We start from the raw sequence: 16723 nt of genomic DNA, 5'->3' as shown, positions 1-16723 counted from the left end.
TGTGCAGGTCAGTGGCCTTTTTCGGCCCGGCATCTGCCCAGGATTCCCCCAGCATGACGCCCAGGAACGGCCCTGATCAGGCCGCAACGGACAGAAAGCCGGGGGCGTCCCGCCGGACCTTCGAAACAGCTCCTGACCTGCAAAAACCCTGCTAGGGAAGGTTCCTTGCCATCACGATCCGCTGAACTTGGTTCGTGCCTTCATAAATCTGCGTGATCTTCGCGTCTCGCATCATCCGCTCCACCGGGTAATCCCGCGTGTACCCGTACCCGCCCAGCAACTGCACCGCGTCCGTGGTCACCTCCATCGCCACATCCGACGCGAAACACTTCGCCGCCGCCCCCTGGAACGTCAGGTCCGCGTCCCCGCGCTCCGACTTCGCCGCCGCCGCATACGTGAGCTGCCGCGCCGCCTCGATCTTCATCGCCATGTCCGCCAGCATGAACTGCACACCCTGGAAATCGGCCACCGGCCGGCCGAACTGCTGCCGCTCCCGGACATACTCCTTCGCGTAGTCGAACGCCCCCTGCGCCACCCCCAGCGCCTGCGCCGCGATCGTGATCCGCGTGTGGTCCAGCGTCCGCATCGCCGTCGCGAACCCCGTGCCCTCCGCGCCGATCATGCGCTCCGCCGGAATGCGCACCCCGTCGAAATACACCTCACGCGTCGGCGATCCCTTGATCCCCAGCTTCCGCTCCGGCGCGCCGAACGACACCCCCGCGTCCGACTTCTCCACCACGAACGCCGAGATCCCCCGCGACCGCGCCCCCGGATCCGTCACCGCCATCACCGTGTAGAACTCCGACACCCCCGCGTTCGTGATCCACCGCTTCACCCCGTCCAGCACCCAGTGGTCACCGTCCCGCACCGCCCGCGTCCGCATCCCCGCCGCGTCCGAACCCGCCTCCGGCTCCGACAAGCAGTACGAGAACATCGCCTCACCCCGCGCCAGCGGAGCCAGATACCGCTTCTTCAGCTCCGCCGAACCCGCCAGCATCACCGGCAACGACCCCAGCTTGTTCACCGCCGGAATCAACGACGAGGACACACACGCCCGCGCCACCTCCTCGATCACGATCACCGTGGCCAGCGCGTCCGCCCCCGCACCCCCGAACTCCTCCGGCACATGCACCGCATGCAGATCGCTCGCCACCAGCGCGTCCAGCGCCTCCTGCGGGAAACGCGCCTCCTCATCCACCTCCGCCGCGAACGGCGCGATCTTCGCCGCCACCAGCGCACGCACGGACGCACGCAGCATCTCGTGCTCCTCGGACGGACGGTACAGGTCGAAGTCCGACATCAGCTCTCCCACAGATATGGCACTCAGTACCCTCATTATGCACAGTGAGTGCCACACCGGAAGGGAGCAGGTACGTTCGGGTCATGGACGAGCAGCACGACCCCAGCACGCGCGTCGGCGGGCGCGACGCCCCGGCAGGTGACGACCAGGAAAAGGCTCCCATCAGGGATCTCCTCGTCTCCGCGGCGTTCGAGCTCTTCACCGAGCACGGCTACGACGCCACGACCGTCGACGACATCGTGCGCCGGGCGGGCGTGGGCCGCCGGTCCTTCTTCCGGTACTTCCCGACGAAGGAGGAGGTCGTCTTCCCCGACCACGAGCGGGCGCTCGCCGACATGGTCGCGTATCTGGCGGAGGGGGCCCGGGACCCCGACCCGGTCGCGCGGGCCTGTGGCGCGGCCCGGCTGGTGATGCGCATGTACGCGGAGAACGCCGAGTTCTCGGTGAAGCGGTACGCGCTCACCCGCAAGGTGCCGGCCCTCAAGGCCCACGAGACGTCCGTGGTGTGGCGCTACGAGCGGGCCCTCGCCGGCTATCTCAGGGAGCGGTTCGCGACACTGCCGGACGGTGACGTCCGGGCGTACACGGTCGCCGCGAGCGTGGTGGCCGCGCACAACTACGGGCTGCGCGCCTGGCTGCGCTCCGGTGCCCGCGGCGATGCCGCGGCGGGCATCGACCGGGCCCTCGACCTCGTCCACCGCACCTGGGGCGACACCGGCGAGACCCTGGTCGTGGTCACCCGGAGCAGCACCCCGATGTGGCGGATCGTGCAGCAGTTGGAGGACGTCAAGGAACGGGACACCGAGGCAGGGAACTGAGTGCCCGAGGAAAAGGCACTCAGTACCCATGTCGTCAGCCGATGTGGTAGCTGTCGCCGTAGACCTTCCAGTCCAGGGGCGGGTTCAGGTCCAGGTTGCCGTTGCGCAGGAACACGCGCTGCGCGGTGTCGACCCGGCTGGTGTCGCTGTGCGCCTCCTCCTGTTTCATGGCCCACACCCGGGCGTCGAGGAAGGCGTCGAGATACACCGTCTCGTCGCCGCCCCGCGCCGGCGGCCGGGCCGAGCGCAGCGCCCGCTCGCGGATGGCGCCGAAGCCGGTGGCGTCGGTGCCGTCGCCGTGCATGACGATCGCGTCGTAGTAGGTGAACTGGCCGAGCGCGCGCAACCCGTCGTCCTTGCCCCGGCGCACTGCGGGGTTGAAGTAGACGCGGTCCCGCTCGTCGTTCTGGGCCTGCTGGAACACGGGGTCCCCGGCGGCGGTGCGCCAGCTGCGGGGGAAGTCCGGGTCGAGGCCGGCGTGCGAGTCTGTGCCGTCGACCCGGCGCAGCGCGGGCAGGTAGGGGGCGAGGACGTTGCCGGGCCTGCGGTCGGCATAGAGCTGTACGAGGTCGAGCATGTCGCCGGTGCCCGAGCAGAAGCCGATGATGCCGGCGGTGTATCCGCGGCCGTCACCGATGTCCTCGATGTATCCGTACTGGGCCTTCCAGTCGAGCGAGGAGTTCTCCGCGCTCGACACGAGCTTCATGGCCGTCTCCTTCTTCGCCGGGTCGTCGAGGCCCGGTGCCGCCTGCGCCGCGGTGGCGCGGGGTGCGGGGACGAGGGCACCGAGGGCCGCGGCTGCGGTGAGCACGACAAGGGTCCGGCGGGGCACGCCGGAGGGGGACGCTGCGTCATGGCCGAGGTGCATCAGGGCTCCAACCAGAGGTGGGGGGATGGGAGTTGGTCCGGACCCATGCATTGACAGGAAGGTTTCCTATCAGATGCCTTCAGGGAAGCCCCAGGGCAGGAAGTTCGTAGGATCGGACGACGCCATGTCGTGACGAAAGCGGACAAGAGTGAGGCCCGGACGGGCGTCCAAGCCGACGGCGTCCGGCCCGTCCGTGCGCGTTGCACCCCGCGGGCGGCCCCGCTTGCCCGTACGGTGCTCTGGATATGACTGGTCATCAGAGACGGCCGGGAGGCGCGGGCCGCGGGCGCGGGGCACGGGGCACGGTCCTGGGCAGCAGGCCCGCCCACTCGACGCGGCTGCCGCCGCGTGTCCCTCCCGGCCCGCACGGCACACCGGCGGTGGCGTCCGACGCGCCCGAACGGACGGTGCCGTGGCTGCGGGTCGGCGCGGCCTACGCCTGGCGGCTCATCCTCGTCGGCATCGTCGTCTACGGCCTGTTCACGATCCTGGGCCGCTTCCAGCTCGTCGCCGTGGCCCTGTTCCTCGCGTTCGTCATCACCGCGGTGCTGCGCCCCGTCACCGATCTGCTGAACCACGTGCTCCCCCGGCCGCTGTGCGTGGCCCTCGCGCTCGTCGGCAGCATCCTGGTCCTGCTCGGCCTGTTCGCCCTCGTGGGCAACGCGGTGGCCGGCGAGTCGGCGAAACTGGCGGGAGAGTTCCGCGGCGGCATCCACCAGATCGAACTGTGGCTCCAGCGGCCCCCGTTCCGGCTCAGCCCGGGCCGGCTCGCCGAACTGCAACGCCAGGTGATGCACTACCTGAGCACGCACCGGGGGAGCCTGCTCAGCAGCGCCGCCAGTGGTCTCGGCCGGGTCGTCGAGGTGGTGACCGGGATCGCCCTCGCGCTCTTCTCCTCCGTCTTCTTCATCCACTCCGGCGACCGGCTCTGGGGCTGGGCGCGCGAGCAGTTGCTGCCCGCGGGTGCCCGCGAGGGGTGGGACCTGGCGGGGCGCGCCGCCTGGCACACGTTCGCCGGGTACACGCGCGGCATCATCATCGTGGCCGCCACCAACGCGGTCCTCGTGGGCGTGGCCCTGCTCGCGCTCCGGGTGCCGCTCGCGCTGCCGCTGGCCCTTCTGGAGTTCTTCGCCGCGTTCGTGCCGCTGGTGGGCTCGCCGGTCGCGCTCGCGGTCGCCACCGTCGTCGCCCTCGCCGGGCGTGGCCCCGTCACGGCGGCGCTGGTGCTGGCGCTCATCGTCGTCATCGGGCAGTTGGAGGGCCATGTGCTGCACCCGCTGGTGCTGAGCTGGGCGGTCCGGCTCCATCCGCTGGTCGTCGCCGTGTCCGTCATCGCGGGCAGCATCGTCGCGGGTGTGATCGGCGCGGTCGTGGCGGTGCCGCTCATCTCCGTCATCTGGGCGGTACTGCGCGCCCTGCGCGCGGTACCGCCCTGAGCACGACCGGCAAGGCCCGCGCCGCCGTCCTGCTGCTCGACACCCACCACCGATCCCGCGTCGTAGCGCGATGCGGTGACGGCCGCTGTCATGAACGCCTTCATCGCGGCTTCCTTGCTCGCGGTACAGCGCGTACCGCCCAGCGGGCCGGGGTGTGCGGGAGGATGGTGTGCATGGATCAACTCGGTGCCGCGCTGCGGGCGTGGCGGGACCGGCTGGACCCCGCGACGGTGGGCTTCGCACACGGCTCACCCCGTCGGGTCCCCGGTCTGCGACGCGCGGAGCTGGCGACGCTGGCCGGCATCTCGGTCGAGTACGTGGTCCGGCTGGAGCAGGGACGGGTGGCGACACCCTCGGCGCAGGTCTGCTCGGCCCTGGCTCGCGCCCTGCACCTGTCCGACGACGAGCATGCCCACCTCATGCGCATGGCCGGTCACGCAGCGGATCGGAGCCGGGTTCCACGAATGATCCCAGGGAGCCTGTACCGGATCGTGGACCAGCTCGCCGGCAACCCGCTGGCGATCTACGACGCCACCTGGCAGTTGCTGCACTGGAATCCGCTGTTCGCGGCCACGTTCGGCGATCCCACGACCCACGGTGTGCAGGACCGCAACGTCCTGGTCTGGCAGTTCCTCGGTGAACTGCCCCGGGTCCGGCAGACGGCGGCCGAGCGGGCGGCGTTCGAGGAGTCCCTCGTGGCCGACCTGCGCGCGACGACCAGCCGGTACCCCGACGATCCCGACCTCGCAGCGTTGGTGTCGAGGCTGAACCACAGCCCACGGTTCTGCGAGTTGTGGAGCCGCCGAGCGGTGGGCGGGCACCAGAGTGCGCACAAACTCGTCCAGCACCCGGATGTCGGAGACATCGCCATGAACTCCGACATCCTCAACACCCAGGACACGAACCTCCGCCTCGTGGTGTACACACCGCAGCCAGGCACCGACGCCCGCAGCAAACTCGAATTCCTTGCGGCCATCGGGGTCCAGAGGATGTCGCCGCAGGCATGAAGGCCCGCGTTCCGCCTCGTCCGGTGGACCGGGGTGCCGGGTGGTACGCGCGATACCAGGAAGTCCCGTAGCTCCCGCCAATCCTCCCGGGAACCCAGCATGGAGTGCGTGAACAGCGCACGACCGTGCTGTTCGGACCAGGAGGAACCAGCATGACCACCACATTCATCACCGGAGCCAACAAGTCCCTCGGTCTTGAGACCGCCCGTCGCCTCATCCAGGCGGGGCACACCGTCCTCCTCGGTGCCCGCCACCGTGAGCGCGGTCGGGCCGCGGCCGAGTCGCTGGGCGCCCGGTTCGTTCAGATCGACGTGACCGACGACGCCTCGGTCCAGGCCGCGGCCGCGGATGTCACCGCGCATGAGGGAACGATCGACGTCCTGGTCAACAACGCCGGCGTCCTCGGCAAGGTCGGCCCCGTCGAGGAGTACACCGCGGCCGACGTGAGCGCCGTGCTCGACGTGAACGTCGTCGGGATCGTGCGCGTCACACACGCCTTCCTGCCGCTGCTGCGCACGTCGCCGAACCCCGTCATCGTCAACGTGTCCAGCGGGATGGGCTCCTTCGGCATGACCCATGACCCGGCGCGGATCGAGTCGCAGTATGCCCTGCCCCTCTACAGCGCCTCGAAGGCCGCGGTCACGATGCTCACGACGCAGTACGCCAAGGAACTGAAGGACGTGAAGGTCAACGCCGCAGACCCCGGGCAGACCGCGACCGACTTCACCGGCGGCGTCGGACACAGCGTCGCCGACGGCGCGGAGTCCATCGTGACCCTCGCGACGATCGGCCCGGACGGGCCGACGGGACAGTTCATCGACCGATCCGGGAACCTCCCGTGGTGAACCCGCCCTGAAAAGAGTGGTCCCGGCAAGGGATGTCCACAGCGCTGCACGCTCTCGCCCCGGACGCCCACGACCGGATGACCGGCCTCGGCCTTGGCGGGATCGCGGTGGCCGGCCGCATCACCAAGCCCCGTCCGGCGGGGAGCAGCCACGACGGCGCCGCAGACGACTGGGGCGGCGGGTCACTCGTGGAGCCAGAAGCCCGTCCGGCGCAGCCACAGGTCGAGCAGCGGCCGGTCGCCCTCGACCTCGATGCGCTCCTCGACGGGCCGGCCGTAGACGAGCAGCAGCAGATCGGTGAGCGGTCCCCGGACGGTCACCGCCGCCTCCTCGCCCGTGTACCGCCGGCGGGGAGCGTCGCCGGTGAGGTCGACGAACCAGTCACCTGCGGGATCGTCGGTGGCCGACAGGCGCAGGGTGCGGCCGGCACCGAGCAGGGGTACGTCGTTCCCGTCGTACGCCTCGGGCACCGTGCCGAAGGACATCCACTCGTCCAGTCCGTCCCGCGCCACGGCCGGATCGAGCCGGTAGCCGCGGCCCACCGTCCAGGCGGCGTCGGCCCGGTGCACGACGGTCTCGAAGAGCATGCGCCTGGCCCAGAACACCAGGGGCTGATCGGGCACCACGGTCCACACACGGGTGTCGGGGCCCGCGTCCGCCAGCGCGTCCGTCAGCTGCCGGGCGCCGTCGGCGAGCCACGCGTCGAGCGTGGCCGTGTCCTCGTTGTTCTCGTCGCCGTAGTCGAAGACGTCGTCCACGAGATGGTGGGACACCGGTTCGGTGGCGCGGGTGCGGACGATGGTCTCCACCCAGCGGTGGGCGCCGCCGACGTGCCGCGCCAGTTGGCCGAGGTTCCACGCCGGGCAGGTGGGCACGCGGACCGCGGGGGCGGCGCCGCCCAGCAGGGAGCGCAACAGGTCGGTCTGCCGGAGGAGTTCGGTGCGGTAACGGTCGAGGTCCCATCGGGGCATGGGGCCAGGCTAAGCCCTCCGCCGGCCGTGCCACGCTGTGCCATCGGTCGGATGCGGCACCGTCGTGGCTGGTCGCGCATGCTGCGCCTCGTTGTTCTCCGGCGTCACGGGCCGTGGTGGTAGACCACGCCCGGGCGCATCCCGCCGCTCGTGGCGAAGAGCTGAGGTACCGTCACCAGAGCGTAGCCGCGGGCCTTCAGCGCGCGCAGCAGGTACGGGACGGCCGGCGGGGTGGTCGCGTACCGGTCGTGCAGGAGCACGACGGCGCCGGGCCGTACCCCGGCGAGCACGCGCCGTTCGATGAACCGGGGGTCGTGGTGCTTCCAGTCCCGGGGGTCGACGTTCCACATCACCACCGAAAGGCCCGCCCCGGCCGCCGCCTTCCGGACCTTCGCGTTCCACGCGCCGAACGGCGGCCTGCAGATCGTCGGCCGGTGCCCGGTGACCGATGCGGTCTGCCCTGCCGCGGTCCCCAGCTCATGGTGGATCCGGGCGGGCGGAAGCAGGGTGAGGCGCGGGTGGGTGACGGTGTGGTCGCCGATCGCGTCCCCGTCCCGGTACTCCCGCAGCACGTCCGCGCGGCGCTGGAGCGCGTGCGGTCCGATGAGGAAGAAGGTGGCCACGGCGTGCTGCCGCTCCAGCGCACGGACCACGGTGGGGGTGTAGCCGGTGGGACCGTCGTCGAAGGTCAGCGCGACGCACGGGGTGCGACGGCAGTCCACGGGCGGCGGCCGGATCCCGCCGGCCGGGGTGGCGTGCGGGCCCTGGGAGGCGGCGCCTGCCGCCGGGCCGGCGGTGCACGCCAGGGCCGTGAGGACGGCGCCGGTCATCAGCGTCACCGCCCGCCGCCGCAGCGCCCCGGCCGTCATCGCACCACCTCGGTCTCACGGCCCCGCCTCCATTGTCGGACCGCCGGCGGGCCCGGACGGACAGAGTCGGGTAAGAACGCGGGAAGGTCCCGGCCGGCGTCCCACCGGGCGGCGCCGGTCAGCCGCCCACCCGGACCAGGCCGCTCTCATAGGCGAAGATCACCGCGTGCACGCGGTCGCGCAGGTCCAGCTTGGCCAGGATGCGGCCCAGATGGGTCTTGACGGTCGTCTCCCCGAGGAAGAGCCGGGCGGCGATCTCCGTGTTGCTCAGGCCCCGGGCGACGAGGGCGAGCACGTCCCGTTCGCGGTCGGTCAGCCGGGCGAGGCGGCCTCGTTCCGCGTCGGGTGCCACGGGCAGGACGTACCGCTCCACGAGACGGCGGACTGCCGACGGCGCCATCATGACGTCGCCGCGCAGGACGGCCCGGACCGTCACCAGGATCTCCTCCCCTAGCGCGTCCTTGACCAGGAACCCGCTCGCCCCGGCCCGCAGCGCCCCGTACGCGTACTCGTCGAGGTCGAAGGTGGTGACGACCAGCACCTTGGGCGCGGACGGCAGGGCGCACAGTTCCCGGGTCGCGGCCAGGCCGTCCACCTCGGGCATGCGGACGTCCATCAGGACGAGGTCCGGCCGCAGTTCGGCGCTGCGCTCCAGGGCGGCGCGCCCGTCGGCCGCCTCCCCGACGACGGTCAGATCGGGCTGGCTGTCGAGCACCATGCGCAGCCCCATCCTGATCAGTTCCTGGTCGTCGCAGAGCAGCACGCGGTGCGCGGCCGCCGCCCCGCTCACCGGGGCGCCGCCGCGAGCGGGCGCGGCGTCGGCCACAGGGCGGCCTCCACCCGGTAGCCGCCGTCGGGCAGCGGACCCGCCTCGACGGTCCCGCCGTACAGCGCCGCCCGTTCCCGCATGCCGACGAGTCCGCGGCCGGCCGACGCGGGAAGGGCCGGGGGCGCGTCCCCGGTGCCCGCCGAGTTGTCGACCCGGATCCGGACCCGGCGTTCGGGACCGGGCGTTCCGAGGTCGATCCGCACCCGGGCGACCGCGCCCTGCGAGGCGTGCTTGGCCACGTTGGTCAGTGCCTCCTGCACGATGCGGTACGTCTGCTCGGCCACCGCGGCTGACACCCCGTCGCGCTCGCCGCTCAGCTCCAGGCGGGAGCCGGGGAGGCGGTCGACGAGCGGGCGCAGATCGTCGAGGGTGGGGCCGCCGGCACTGAACTCGCCGTAGCGGCGGTGGAGTTCGCCGGAGCGCGGGGCATCCGCGGGCGGTTCGCCGGAGCGTGGGGCGTCCGGGGGTGGATCGTCGGCGCGCAGCACGTCGAGGAGCTGGCGGAGTTCGCGCAGGGCGGCCCGGCCGGTGGTGCCGATGGTGTGCAGTGCGCGGTCCGGGGCCGCGGGGTCGCTGTCGCGGGCCAGCCTCGCCCCCTCGGCGTTGAGCACCATGACGGTGACGCCGTGCGCGAGGACGTCGTGGATCTCGCGGGCGATGCGGGCCCGTTCCTCGGCGACGGCGGCACGGGCCAGCGCCAGCCGCCGGGACTCCGCCAGTTCGGCGCGGCGGGCGAACTCGGCGAGATAGGCGCGGCGGGCGCGGACGTACGCGCCGAGGATCCAGGCGCCGGCGAGCCACAGGACCACGGAGAACGGGGTGAGCCAGGCGGCGTCGCCGGTCCGGGCCCGCGGGTACTCCGCGACCCAGCCGGGAGCCCACAGCAGCACACAGACGCCCGCGCAGGCGGCGGTCACGACGGCGGCGCGGCGCAGCCCGCGCACCGAGAGCGTGTAGAGGACCGCGGCCAGGGCGAGGGCCCCGCGGCCGGGTTCGCGGCCCCAGACCTCGCCCAGGTACTGCGCCCAGAAGGCTGCCGTGACGCACGCGGCGACCGCCACCGGGTGCCGGCGCCGCCACAGCAGGGGCAGCGTGAGCGCCGCCTGCACCGCGATCTGCACCCACACCGGCCGCCAGCCGGGCTGGTCCCGGATCACCGGTGGCGCGGCGACGAGCACGACGAGCACAACATCCATCAGCCGGGGGTGGCGCCCTCGCCATCTCGCCAGGCTCTCCATCAGGCGAAACACCACCTCACGCTACGGCGGCCGAAGGGCCCCGTCGTCACCCCGTGGGCTGCACCGGCGTCCTCCCGCAGGAGGACCCGCACGGACCGGGAGTACGACGCCGGGTCACACCGCGGCCGCCGAGCATGACGGCCGTGTCGATCACCACGCAGTTCCTCAGGCGGCCCCTCATGACCGGGGCCGTGGCCGCCAGTTCGCGGCGGCTCGCCCGCGCCATGACCCATCGCATCGGTCTGGAGGAGGCCCGGCTGGTCGTCGAACTCGGGCCGGGCACCGGCGTGTTCACGGACGTCCTGCTGCGGCTGCTGCCGGCGGACGCGCGGCTCGTGTCGATCGAGCTGAATCCACGGCTCGCGGCGCATCTGGCGGCCACCCGGCGCGACGCGCGGCTGACGGTGGTGAACGGCGCCGCGGCCGAACTGGCGCAGGCGGCGGGCGGCCCGGTGGACGCGATCGTGTCCGGACTGCCGTGGACTGTCATGCCGGCCCGGGAACGGGACAGGACCCTGGACGCGGTCGGCGCCGGCCTCGCGCCCGGCGGCCGTTTCACCACCTTCGCCTATCTGCACGCCGCCTGGACCCCGCCGGGCCGCCGCCTCGCCGACGGCCTGCGCGACCGCTTCGGCCAGGTCGAACGCGGGCCGGTGGTGTGGCCCAACGTGCCGCCGGCGTTCGTGTACCGGGCCCGCTGTCCGCGGCCCGCCGCGGGTGACGCCCGCCGGGCGGGCTCGTCCGCCGCTGCCGAGGGCACGCGGCTCGACGCCGGGAAATGAGGTGCGCCACCGGCGTGATCGTGATGGAGTCGTCCGTCGTGGACCTGCTGAACGCCCCCGTCACCGACCCGGTGGACCTGTCGGCCAGGATGGAACGCAACCTGGCCGAGCACGCCTGCCATCTGCATCGCGGCCTGGGCGGCGCGACGGTCACCGAGCCCGGCGATCTCCTCGTCGCGGACAGCGGCCTGGACGACGACACGTTCAACATCGTCGCCGCGGCCCGCTTCACCGCCGCCGCCGCGCCCGCGCGCATCGCCGAGACCGTCCGGGCCCTGGCCGCCACCGGCCGCGGCTTCTCCTGGTGGGTGGGGCCCGCCTCGACGCCGCCCGATCTGTCGGACCGGCTGTCCGCCGCCGGGCTGCCTGCGGCGGAGCAGGAGACGGCCATGTGGGCCGTCTTGGACGGCTCCCTGCCGTCCGCCGACGGCGCGGGAGTGGACGTCCGGCCGGTCACCACGGCCGCGCGGCTCGCCGACTACGCGGAGGTGGTCGCCGCGAGTTGGAGCCCGCCCTCCGACACCGTCCGCCGCTTCGTCGCCCGGACCGCTCCCCTCGCCCTGGCCGCGGGCAGCCCGGCCCGTTACCTGGTCGGCTACGCGGCGGGCCAACCGGTCTGCACGGCCGAGGTGTTCGTGTACGCGGGGGTCGCCGGCCTCTACAACATCGCCACCCTCGCCGCTCACCGGCGGCGCGGCTACGGCACGGCCGTCACCCTCGCCGCGCTCCACACGGCCCGGGCCGAGGGCCTGCGCGTGGCCGTGCTCCAGGCGTCCGCCGACGGCGAGCCCGTCTACCGCCGACTGGGCTTTCGGCCGTGCGGCCGGTTCACCGAACACACCGTCACTGCGTGAACCGGCGCCCTGAACAGGGGCGCCAGGGGCGCGCGTCCGCGCCCGCCCGTTGCCGAGGATGGAGAAGGCAGCCGTGCGGCACCGCACCCGCAGGGTCCGACGGGCCGTCAGGAACCCCCCGCTGCATTGGCATGGACCTGCTCATGATCAACGGCTAGGCTCGGCTCCGCCACAGGGCTGAGAGCGCTCTCACTGTCTCTGCTGTTCCACCCCCACCACCGTTGGAACGACGAAGGGCAACCCCCATGAGACGCACCAGATTCACGCATGCCGGCCTCGCCGTGCTGCTCATGCTCGGCGTCGGCGTGACGGCGGGCACCCTGCCCGCCTCCGCCGCCGACACCCCGGCCGCGACCCGGTCCGCCGAGGCGCCCGCCTCGGCCGCACTGCTCTCCGCGATGCAGCGCGACCTGCACCTGACGAAGGCCGAGGCGGAGGCGAGGCTCGCCGCCGAACAGCGGGCCACGACCACGGAGCCGGCGGCGCGCCGCGCCGCGGGGGCGTCCTTCGGCGGGTCCTGGTTCGACGCCTCCAGCGGGACCCTCACCGTCGGCGTCACCCCGGGCACCTCCGCCACGACCCGCAAGGCGATCCGGGCGACCGGCGCGAGCGTGACCGCCGTGGAACACAGCGCGCGCGAACTGGACGCCACCCGGGCGCGCCTCGACAAGCTCTCCGCCCCGGCGGGCGTGACCAGTTGGCATGTCGACCCGCAGGCGAGCACCGTGGTCGTGAACGTCGCCGAGGGCAAGCAGGATGACAACGATGTCCGGTCGTTCGTCGCCCGGGCCCGCAAGGCCGGTCCGGTCACCGTCGAGGCGATCCCGGGCGTGCCGGCGACCCTCGCCGCGGGCACCGTGGGCGGCGACCCGTACTACACCGGCAACGTCCGCTGTTCGATCGGCTTCTCCGTGTACGGCGGGTTCGTCACCGCCGGGCACTGCGGGAAGCCCAGCGCCGGCGTCAGCGGCTGGGACGGCAGCTACATCGGCAACTTCCAGGGCTCGTCGTTCCCGGACAACGACTACGCCTGGGTCAACGTGGGCAGCGGCTGGTGGACGGTTCCTGTCGTGCTGGGCTGGGGCACCGTCTCCGACCAGCTCGTGCGCGGTTCGGCCGAGGCACCCGTCGGCGCGTCCATCTGCCGGTCCGGGTCGACCACGCACTGGCACTGCGGCACGGTGCTCGCCAAGAACGAGACCGTCAACTACAGCCAGGGCGCGGTGCACCAGATGACCAAGACCAACGTCTGCGCCGAAGGGGGCGACTCCGGCGGCTCGTTCATCAGCGGCGACCAGGCGCAGGGGGTCACCTCGGGCGGCTGGGGCAACTGCAGCAGCGGCGGCGAGACCTGGTTCCAGCCCGTCAACGAGATCCTGAACCGGTACGGTCTGACCCTGCACACCGCCTGACCGGCACGCACCACAACGGGCCTCGACCACCGGCCGGGGCCCGTCCCGGACATCGGCCCACCGCCCCCGACTCATGTGCGCCGCCCAGGCCGGAACGGCCCCGAGCCATCCCCGCCGAACCGCCGGCCAACGCCTGCCACCCGATCGCGGCGTTTCCGACTCCGCACCCGCCGGGCAGCGGCCCCCTCGCACCAGCCGCGGGCCCTCAAGGCCGGCGGGCGGCAAGCCGGTTGGGCCGGCGGGCAGCTGGGCGCCCCGGAACAGCGGGCGGAAACGGAAGGCGACCAGCGCGGAGGGCGGCAGCCCTGTCCGGACTACGGGCAGTGCCTCCCGCCCGGCCGGCGGGCGGCGTCAGCCCTTCCCAGCCCAGTGGGAGCCGTCAGCCTCGCACCAGCCGCGGGCCCTCAAGTCAGCGGGCGGCAAGCCCGTTGGGCCGGCGGGCGCCGAGTCCTGTGAACAGCGGGTGGGTCAGCGGTCGGTGGTGGAGGAGAGCGCCGTGCGGGCCGCGCGCTCCACGAGTGAGACGCCGGCCTTCATCGACGTACTGCCGTCGGAGAGGACCGCGACGAGATAGTGGTGTCCGCCCACCGCGACCCGGCCGATGCTGTTGACGTCCCACAGCCCGGTCGTCGTGCGCTGGAGCCAGCCGTTCTTCAGCTCCGCCGCGGAACGGGCCGCCGCCGAGACACCCCAGGACTGTTCGTCCACGACACGGGACATCAGTGTGCGCAGGTAGCCGCGGGACGGGGCGGTCAGCCCCTCGGCGCCCCCAGAAGCACTGGAGGCCGGCTCGAACACCGCGCGCAGCAGCCGTATCTGGTCGCTCGCCGTGGTCCGGGTCAGTCCCCACCTGGCACCGGGGCCGCCCTGCGTCGAGGTCAGTCCGAGGCGCTTGTTCGCCGCCTCCAGGCCCGGCGCACGACCGATGCTCCGCCACAGCGCGTTGGCCGCCGCGTTGTCGCTTCGCTCGATCATCGCCTCCGCGTGGGTGCGCTCCTGCGCGGTCAGGCCCCGCCCCGCGTCCTGCGCCTTGAGCAGCAGCGCGGCGAGGATGTCGACCTTGATGATGCTCGCCGTGTCGTAGGCGGTGTCGGCGCCGTACACCGTGGCGCCCCGGCCCGGGGCGTCCAGGTCGAGCACCGCGGCGGTGACCCGTTCCCTGCCCTGCGGCCGCACCTGGGCGAGGAAGTCGGCCGTGGCGGCGTCGGGCCGCGCCGCGGCCGTGGCGGCGACCGCCGGCGTGGGGGTGAGGGCACCGGTCGACACGAGGGCCGCCACCGAGGCCGCGAGGGCGGTGACCCCGACCGCGGCGCGCCTGCGGCCGCGCCGTGCCGCACGCAGCGGACGGGAGAAGGGTGACGACGGGTGGGGCATGGTGCGGGACCTCGGCAGTTCATCGGGGAGGGGGCACAGCACTGCGAACGTAAACAAATCACCCCGACGACGAAGTGACGGCCGCCACCTCGGGACCGCTTTGCCCGCGGATTGTGGGGAAGGCCACAGCTTCCGGTGTGGGCGACGTCACGCCCCCCGTCACGCCCCGCTGGCACGCCCCCGGCGGTCACGACCGCGAAGGCCGTGAACCGGCCGGGGGCGTGCCGCCCTCGCGATCGGGCCGCGCGGTCGGCCGACGCGGCCGTCGCTCACTGGCCGCCGAGTCCCGTCGTGGCCACGGACTTCACGATGTGCCGCTGGAAGATCATGAAGACCACGACGAGCGGCAGTGCGGCCAGCACGGCGGACGCCATGGTCTGGGCGTACTGGATGCCGTAGGCGTCCTTCACCGAGGTGATGCCGACCGGCAGCGTCATCAGGGCCGGGTCGGAGGTCGCGACGAACGGCCAGAGGAAGTTGTTCCAGGCGCCGATGAAGACGAAGATCGCCACGGCCGCGAGCATCGGGCGGGACAGCGGTATCAGGACCGACCAGAAGATCCGCCAGTGGCCGGCTCCGTCGAGCCGGGCCGCCTCCTCCAGTTCCCGCGGCAGCGAGTCGAAGTGCTTCTTCAGGATGAACACCATCACCGGGGCGACGGTCTGCGGCAGGATCACCGCGGCGTAGGTGTCGACCAGGTGCAGGGTGAGCATCTGCCGGAACCACGGCACGATCAGCACCTGGGGCGGCACCAGGATCGCGGCCACCGAGAGGGCGAACAGCCAGCGGCGGCCGGCGAAACGGGTGCGGGAGAAGGCGTACCCGGCCATCGCGGAGACCAGCACGGTGATGGCCGTGACGGCCGCCGAGATGAACAGGCTGTTCAGCATCCACAGCGGCAGGTCGCCGCGCTCCCACACGGTGCGGAACCCCTGGAGGGTGAAGCCGTGCCGGGGCCAGAACCAGTGGGCGGGGTCGCTGGCGTCCCCCTCCGACTTGAACGCGGTCAGCAGCGCCCAGGCCATCGGCAGCAGCCAGGCGGCGGCCAGCAGGGTCAGCGCGGTCAGGGCCAGCACCCGGGTGCCGCGGCCGTCGCCGAGGGTGAGGTTGGTGTGGCCGCGGGCCGCACGGCGGGCCGACACCTCCCGCACCGGGCGCGGGGCGCGGGCGGCTGACGGGGTACGGACGGGCAGGTCGGTGGAGGTCATGTCACTTCTCCCGGCGGCGCAGAGCCGCGTACTGGGCGGCGGAGGCGATCAGGACGAGGGCGAAGAAGATGTAGCTGATCGCCGAGGCGTAACCGAGCCGGTAGCCGGTGAAGCCGACGTCGTAGACGTACTCGACGACGGGGCGCGTGGAGCCGTTGGGACCGCCCTTGGTGAGCAGGTACACCTGGTCGAAGACCTTCAGGGACGCCAGGATCTGGAGCACCGTGATCACCACGGTGATCCGGCTCAGCTGGGGCAGCGTGATCGACCACAGCCGTCGCCAGGCGCCGGCGCCGTCGAGGGCCGCCGCCTCGTAGAGCTGGTCCGGGACGGACTGCAACGCGGCCAGGTAGAGCAGGAAGTTGAAGCCGGCCGTCCACCACAGGGTGGTCAGGACGACGGCCCACATCGCCACCGACTCGTCGCTGAGCCAGGCCAGTTGGCCGAGTCCGAGGGTTTCGAGGAGGTGGTTGATCAGGCCGAGATCGGGTTGGTAGAGCCAGATCCACAGCAGGCTCACCACGCCGACCGGGAGCAGGTACGGGGCGAAGAAGGCCAGCCGCCACACCCATTGGCCGGGCAGCCCGGTGTGGACGAGCAGCGCGAGACCGAGCGCGACGACGACGAGCGGGACGGTCGACAGGACGGTGAACCAGGCCGTGTTGCCGAGTGAGCGCCACATGTCCGCGTCCCGCAGCGCCTCGGTGAAGTTGTCGAGGCCGACGAAGCCGGGGGTGTGGGCGGACAGCGAGGTGTCCGTCAGGCTCATCCACAGGCCCTGGGCGAGCGGCCACAGCAGGAAGAGGGCGAACAGGATCAGGAAGGGGAGCGCGAAGAGGAGGCCGGGCGCGAACAGCCGGCGGGCCATGGCGGCCGCGGGGCGCGGCGAGGCTTGGGGAGAGGACATCGTTG

16 protein-coding genes are annotated in these 16723 nt (G+C 72.6%); 7 read left to right on the top strand and 9 right to left on the bottom strand.

What is annotated here, in order from left to right; all coding sequences use genetic code 11:
• Positions 1–151: 151 nt before the first annotated feature.
• Positions 152–1300 carry an acyl-CoA dehydrogenase family protein gene (locus ACIRFL_RS16585; protein WP_404028934.1) on the bottom strand — a complete coding sequence of 383 codons (1149 nt, stop codon included), beginning with the start codon at positions 1298–1300 and terminating at the stop codon, positions 152–154.
• 83 nt (positions 1301–1383) lie between these two features.
• Here ACIRFL_RS16585 and ACIRFL_RS16580 point away from each other — a divergent pair, with 83 nt between their 5' ends.
• Positions 1384–2118, top strand: coding sequence for a TetR family transcriptional regulator (locus ACIRFL_RS16580; protein ID WP_404028932.1), 735 nt, complete (start codon positions 1384–1386; stop codon positions 2116–2118).
• A 34-nt stretch (positions 2119–2152) separates the two neighbouring features.
• Here the strand turns inward: ACIRFL_RS16580 and ACIRFL_RS16575 are convergent, their stop codons facing one another.
• On the bottom strand, positions 2153–2986 hold the full coding sequence (locus ACIRFL_RS16575) for a chitosanase (protein ID WP_404028930.1): 834 nt from the start codon (positions 2984–2986) through the stop codon (positions 2153–2155).
• Between the two features lie 245 nt (positions 2987–3231).
• Here ACIRFL_RS16575 and ACIRFL_RS16570 point away from each other — a divergent pair, with 245 nt between their 5' ends.
• The 3 genes from ACIRFL_RS16570 to ACIRFL_RS16560 all read left to right on the top strand — a co-directional run bounded on the left by ACIRFL_RS16570 (position 3232) and on the right by ACIRFL_RS16560 (position 6274).
• Entirely contained in the window at positions 3232–4422 is a 1191-nt protein-coding gene (locus ACIRFL_RS16570; protein WP_404028928.1) for an AI-2E family transporter, read from the top strand.
• Positions 4423–4595: 173 nt separating this feature from the next.
• Positions 4596–5429: a helix-turn-helix transcriptional regulator gene (locus ACIRFL_RS16565; protein WP_404028926.1), complete on the top strand. Its 834-nt coding sequence runs from the start codon at positions 4596–4598 to the stop codon at positions 5427–5429.
• 152 nt (positions 5430–5581) lie between these two features.
• A complete protein-coding gene (locus tag ACIRFL_RS16560) occupies positions 5582–6274 on the top strand; it encodes an SDR family NAD(P)-dependent oxidoreductase (protein WP_404028925.1) in 693 nt (230 codons plus the stop codon).
• Between the two features lie 182 nt (positions 6275–6456).
• On the opposite strand, the gene ACIRFL_RS16555 is transcribed toward ACIRFL_RS16560, so the two are convergent.
• From ACIRFL_RS16555 to ACIRFL_RS16540, 4 genes are all read right to left on the bottom strand, one after another.
• Positions 6457–7245 (bottom strand): maleylpyruvate isomerase family mycothiol-dependent enzyme, encoded by a 789-nt coding sequence (locus ACIRFL_RS16555; protein WP_404028924.1) that lies wholly within the window; start codon positions 7243–7245, stop codon positions 6457–6459.
• Positions 7246–7349: 104 nt separating this feature from the next.
• A complete protein-coding gene (locus tag ACIRFL_RS16550) occupies positions 7350–8114 on the bottom strand; it encodes a polysaccharide deacetylase family protein (protein WP_404028922.1) in 765 nt (254 codons plus the stop codon).
• Between the two features lie 118 nt (positions 8115–8232).
• Positions 8233–8940 (bottom strand): response regulator, encoded by a 708-nt coding sequence (locus tag ACIRFL_RS16545; RefSeq protein WP_404028921.1) that lies wholly within the window; start codon positions 8938–8940, stop codon positions 8233–8235.
• Positions 8901–10139: a sensor histidine kinase gene (locus tag ACIRFL_RS16540; RefSeq protein WP_404028919.1), complete on the bottom strand. Its 1239-nt coding sequence runs from the start codon at positions 10137–10139 to the stop codon at positions 8901–8903. Before ACIRFL_RS16540 ends, ACIRFL_RS16545 begins: the two co-directional genes overlap by 40 nt.
• A gap of 176 nt (positions 10140–10315) precedes the next feature.
• Between ACIRFL_RS16540 and ACIRFL_RS16535 the strand changes: the two genes are divergently transcribed.
• From ACIRFL_RS16535 to ACIRFL_RS16525, 3 genes are all read left to right on the top strand, one after another.
• Entirely contained in the window at positions 10316–10963 is a 648-nt protein-coding gene (locus ACIRFL_RS16535; RefSeq protein WP_404028917.1) for a class I SAM-dependent methyltransferase, read from the top strand.
• 89 nt (positions 10964–11052) lie between these two features.
• Positions 11053–11817 (top strand): GNAT family N-acetyltransferase, encoded by a 765-nt coding sequence (locus ACIRFL_RS16530; protein WP_404028988.1) that lies wholly within the window; start codon positions 11053–11055, stop codon positions 11815–11817.
• 245 nt (positions 11818–12062) lie between these two features.
• The gene (locus ACIRFL_RS16525) at positions 12063–13229 is read left to right on the top strand and encodes a S1 family peptidase (protein WP_404028915.1); all 1167 of its coding nucleotides are present in this window, start codon (positions 12063–12065) and stop codon (positions 13227–13229) included.
• 468 nt (positions 13230–13697) lie between these two features.
• On the opposite strand, the gene ACIRFL_RS16520 is transcribed toward ACIRFL_RS16525, so the two are convergent.
• The 3 genes from ACIRFL_RS16520 to ACIRFL_RS16510 form a co-directional block, all read right to left on the bottom strand.
• Positions 13698–14603 (bottom strand): serine hydrolase, encoded by a 906-nt coding sequence (locus ACIRFL_RS16520; protein ID WP_404028913.1) that lies wholly within the window; start codon positions 14601–14603, stop codon positions 13698–13700.
• A 269-nt stretch (positions 14604–14872) separates the two neighbouring features.
• Positions 14873–15811, bottom strand: a complete 939-nt coding sequence (locus ACIRFL_RS16515) for a carbohydrate ABC transporter permease (RefSeq protein WP_404028912.1) — start codon at positions 15809–15811, stop codon at positions 14873–14875.
• Between the two features lies 1 nt (position 15812).
• Positions 15813–16718 carry a carbohydrate ABC transporter permease gene (locus ACIRFL_RS16510; RefSeq protein ID WP_404028910.1) on the bottom strand — a complete coding sequence of 302 codons (906 nt, stop codon included), beginning with the start codon at positions 16716–16718 and terminating at the stop codon, positions 15813–15815.
• Between the last annotated feature and the right edge of the window lie 5 nt (positions 16719–16723).

The sequence above is a fragment of the Streptomyces sp. NPDC102462 genome, from assembly GCF_044765425.1.
GTDB lineage: Bacteria > Actinomycetota > Actinomycetes > Streptomycetales > Streptomycetaceae > Streptomyces.
This window is presented reverse-complemented; position numbering and strand designations above follow the sequence as displayed.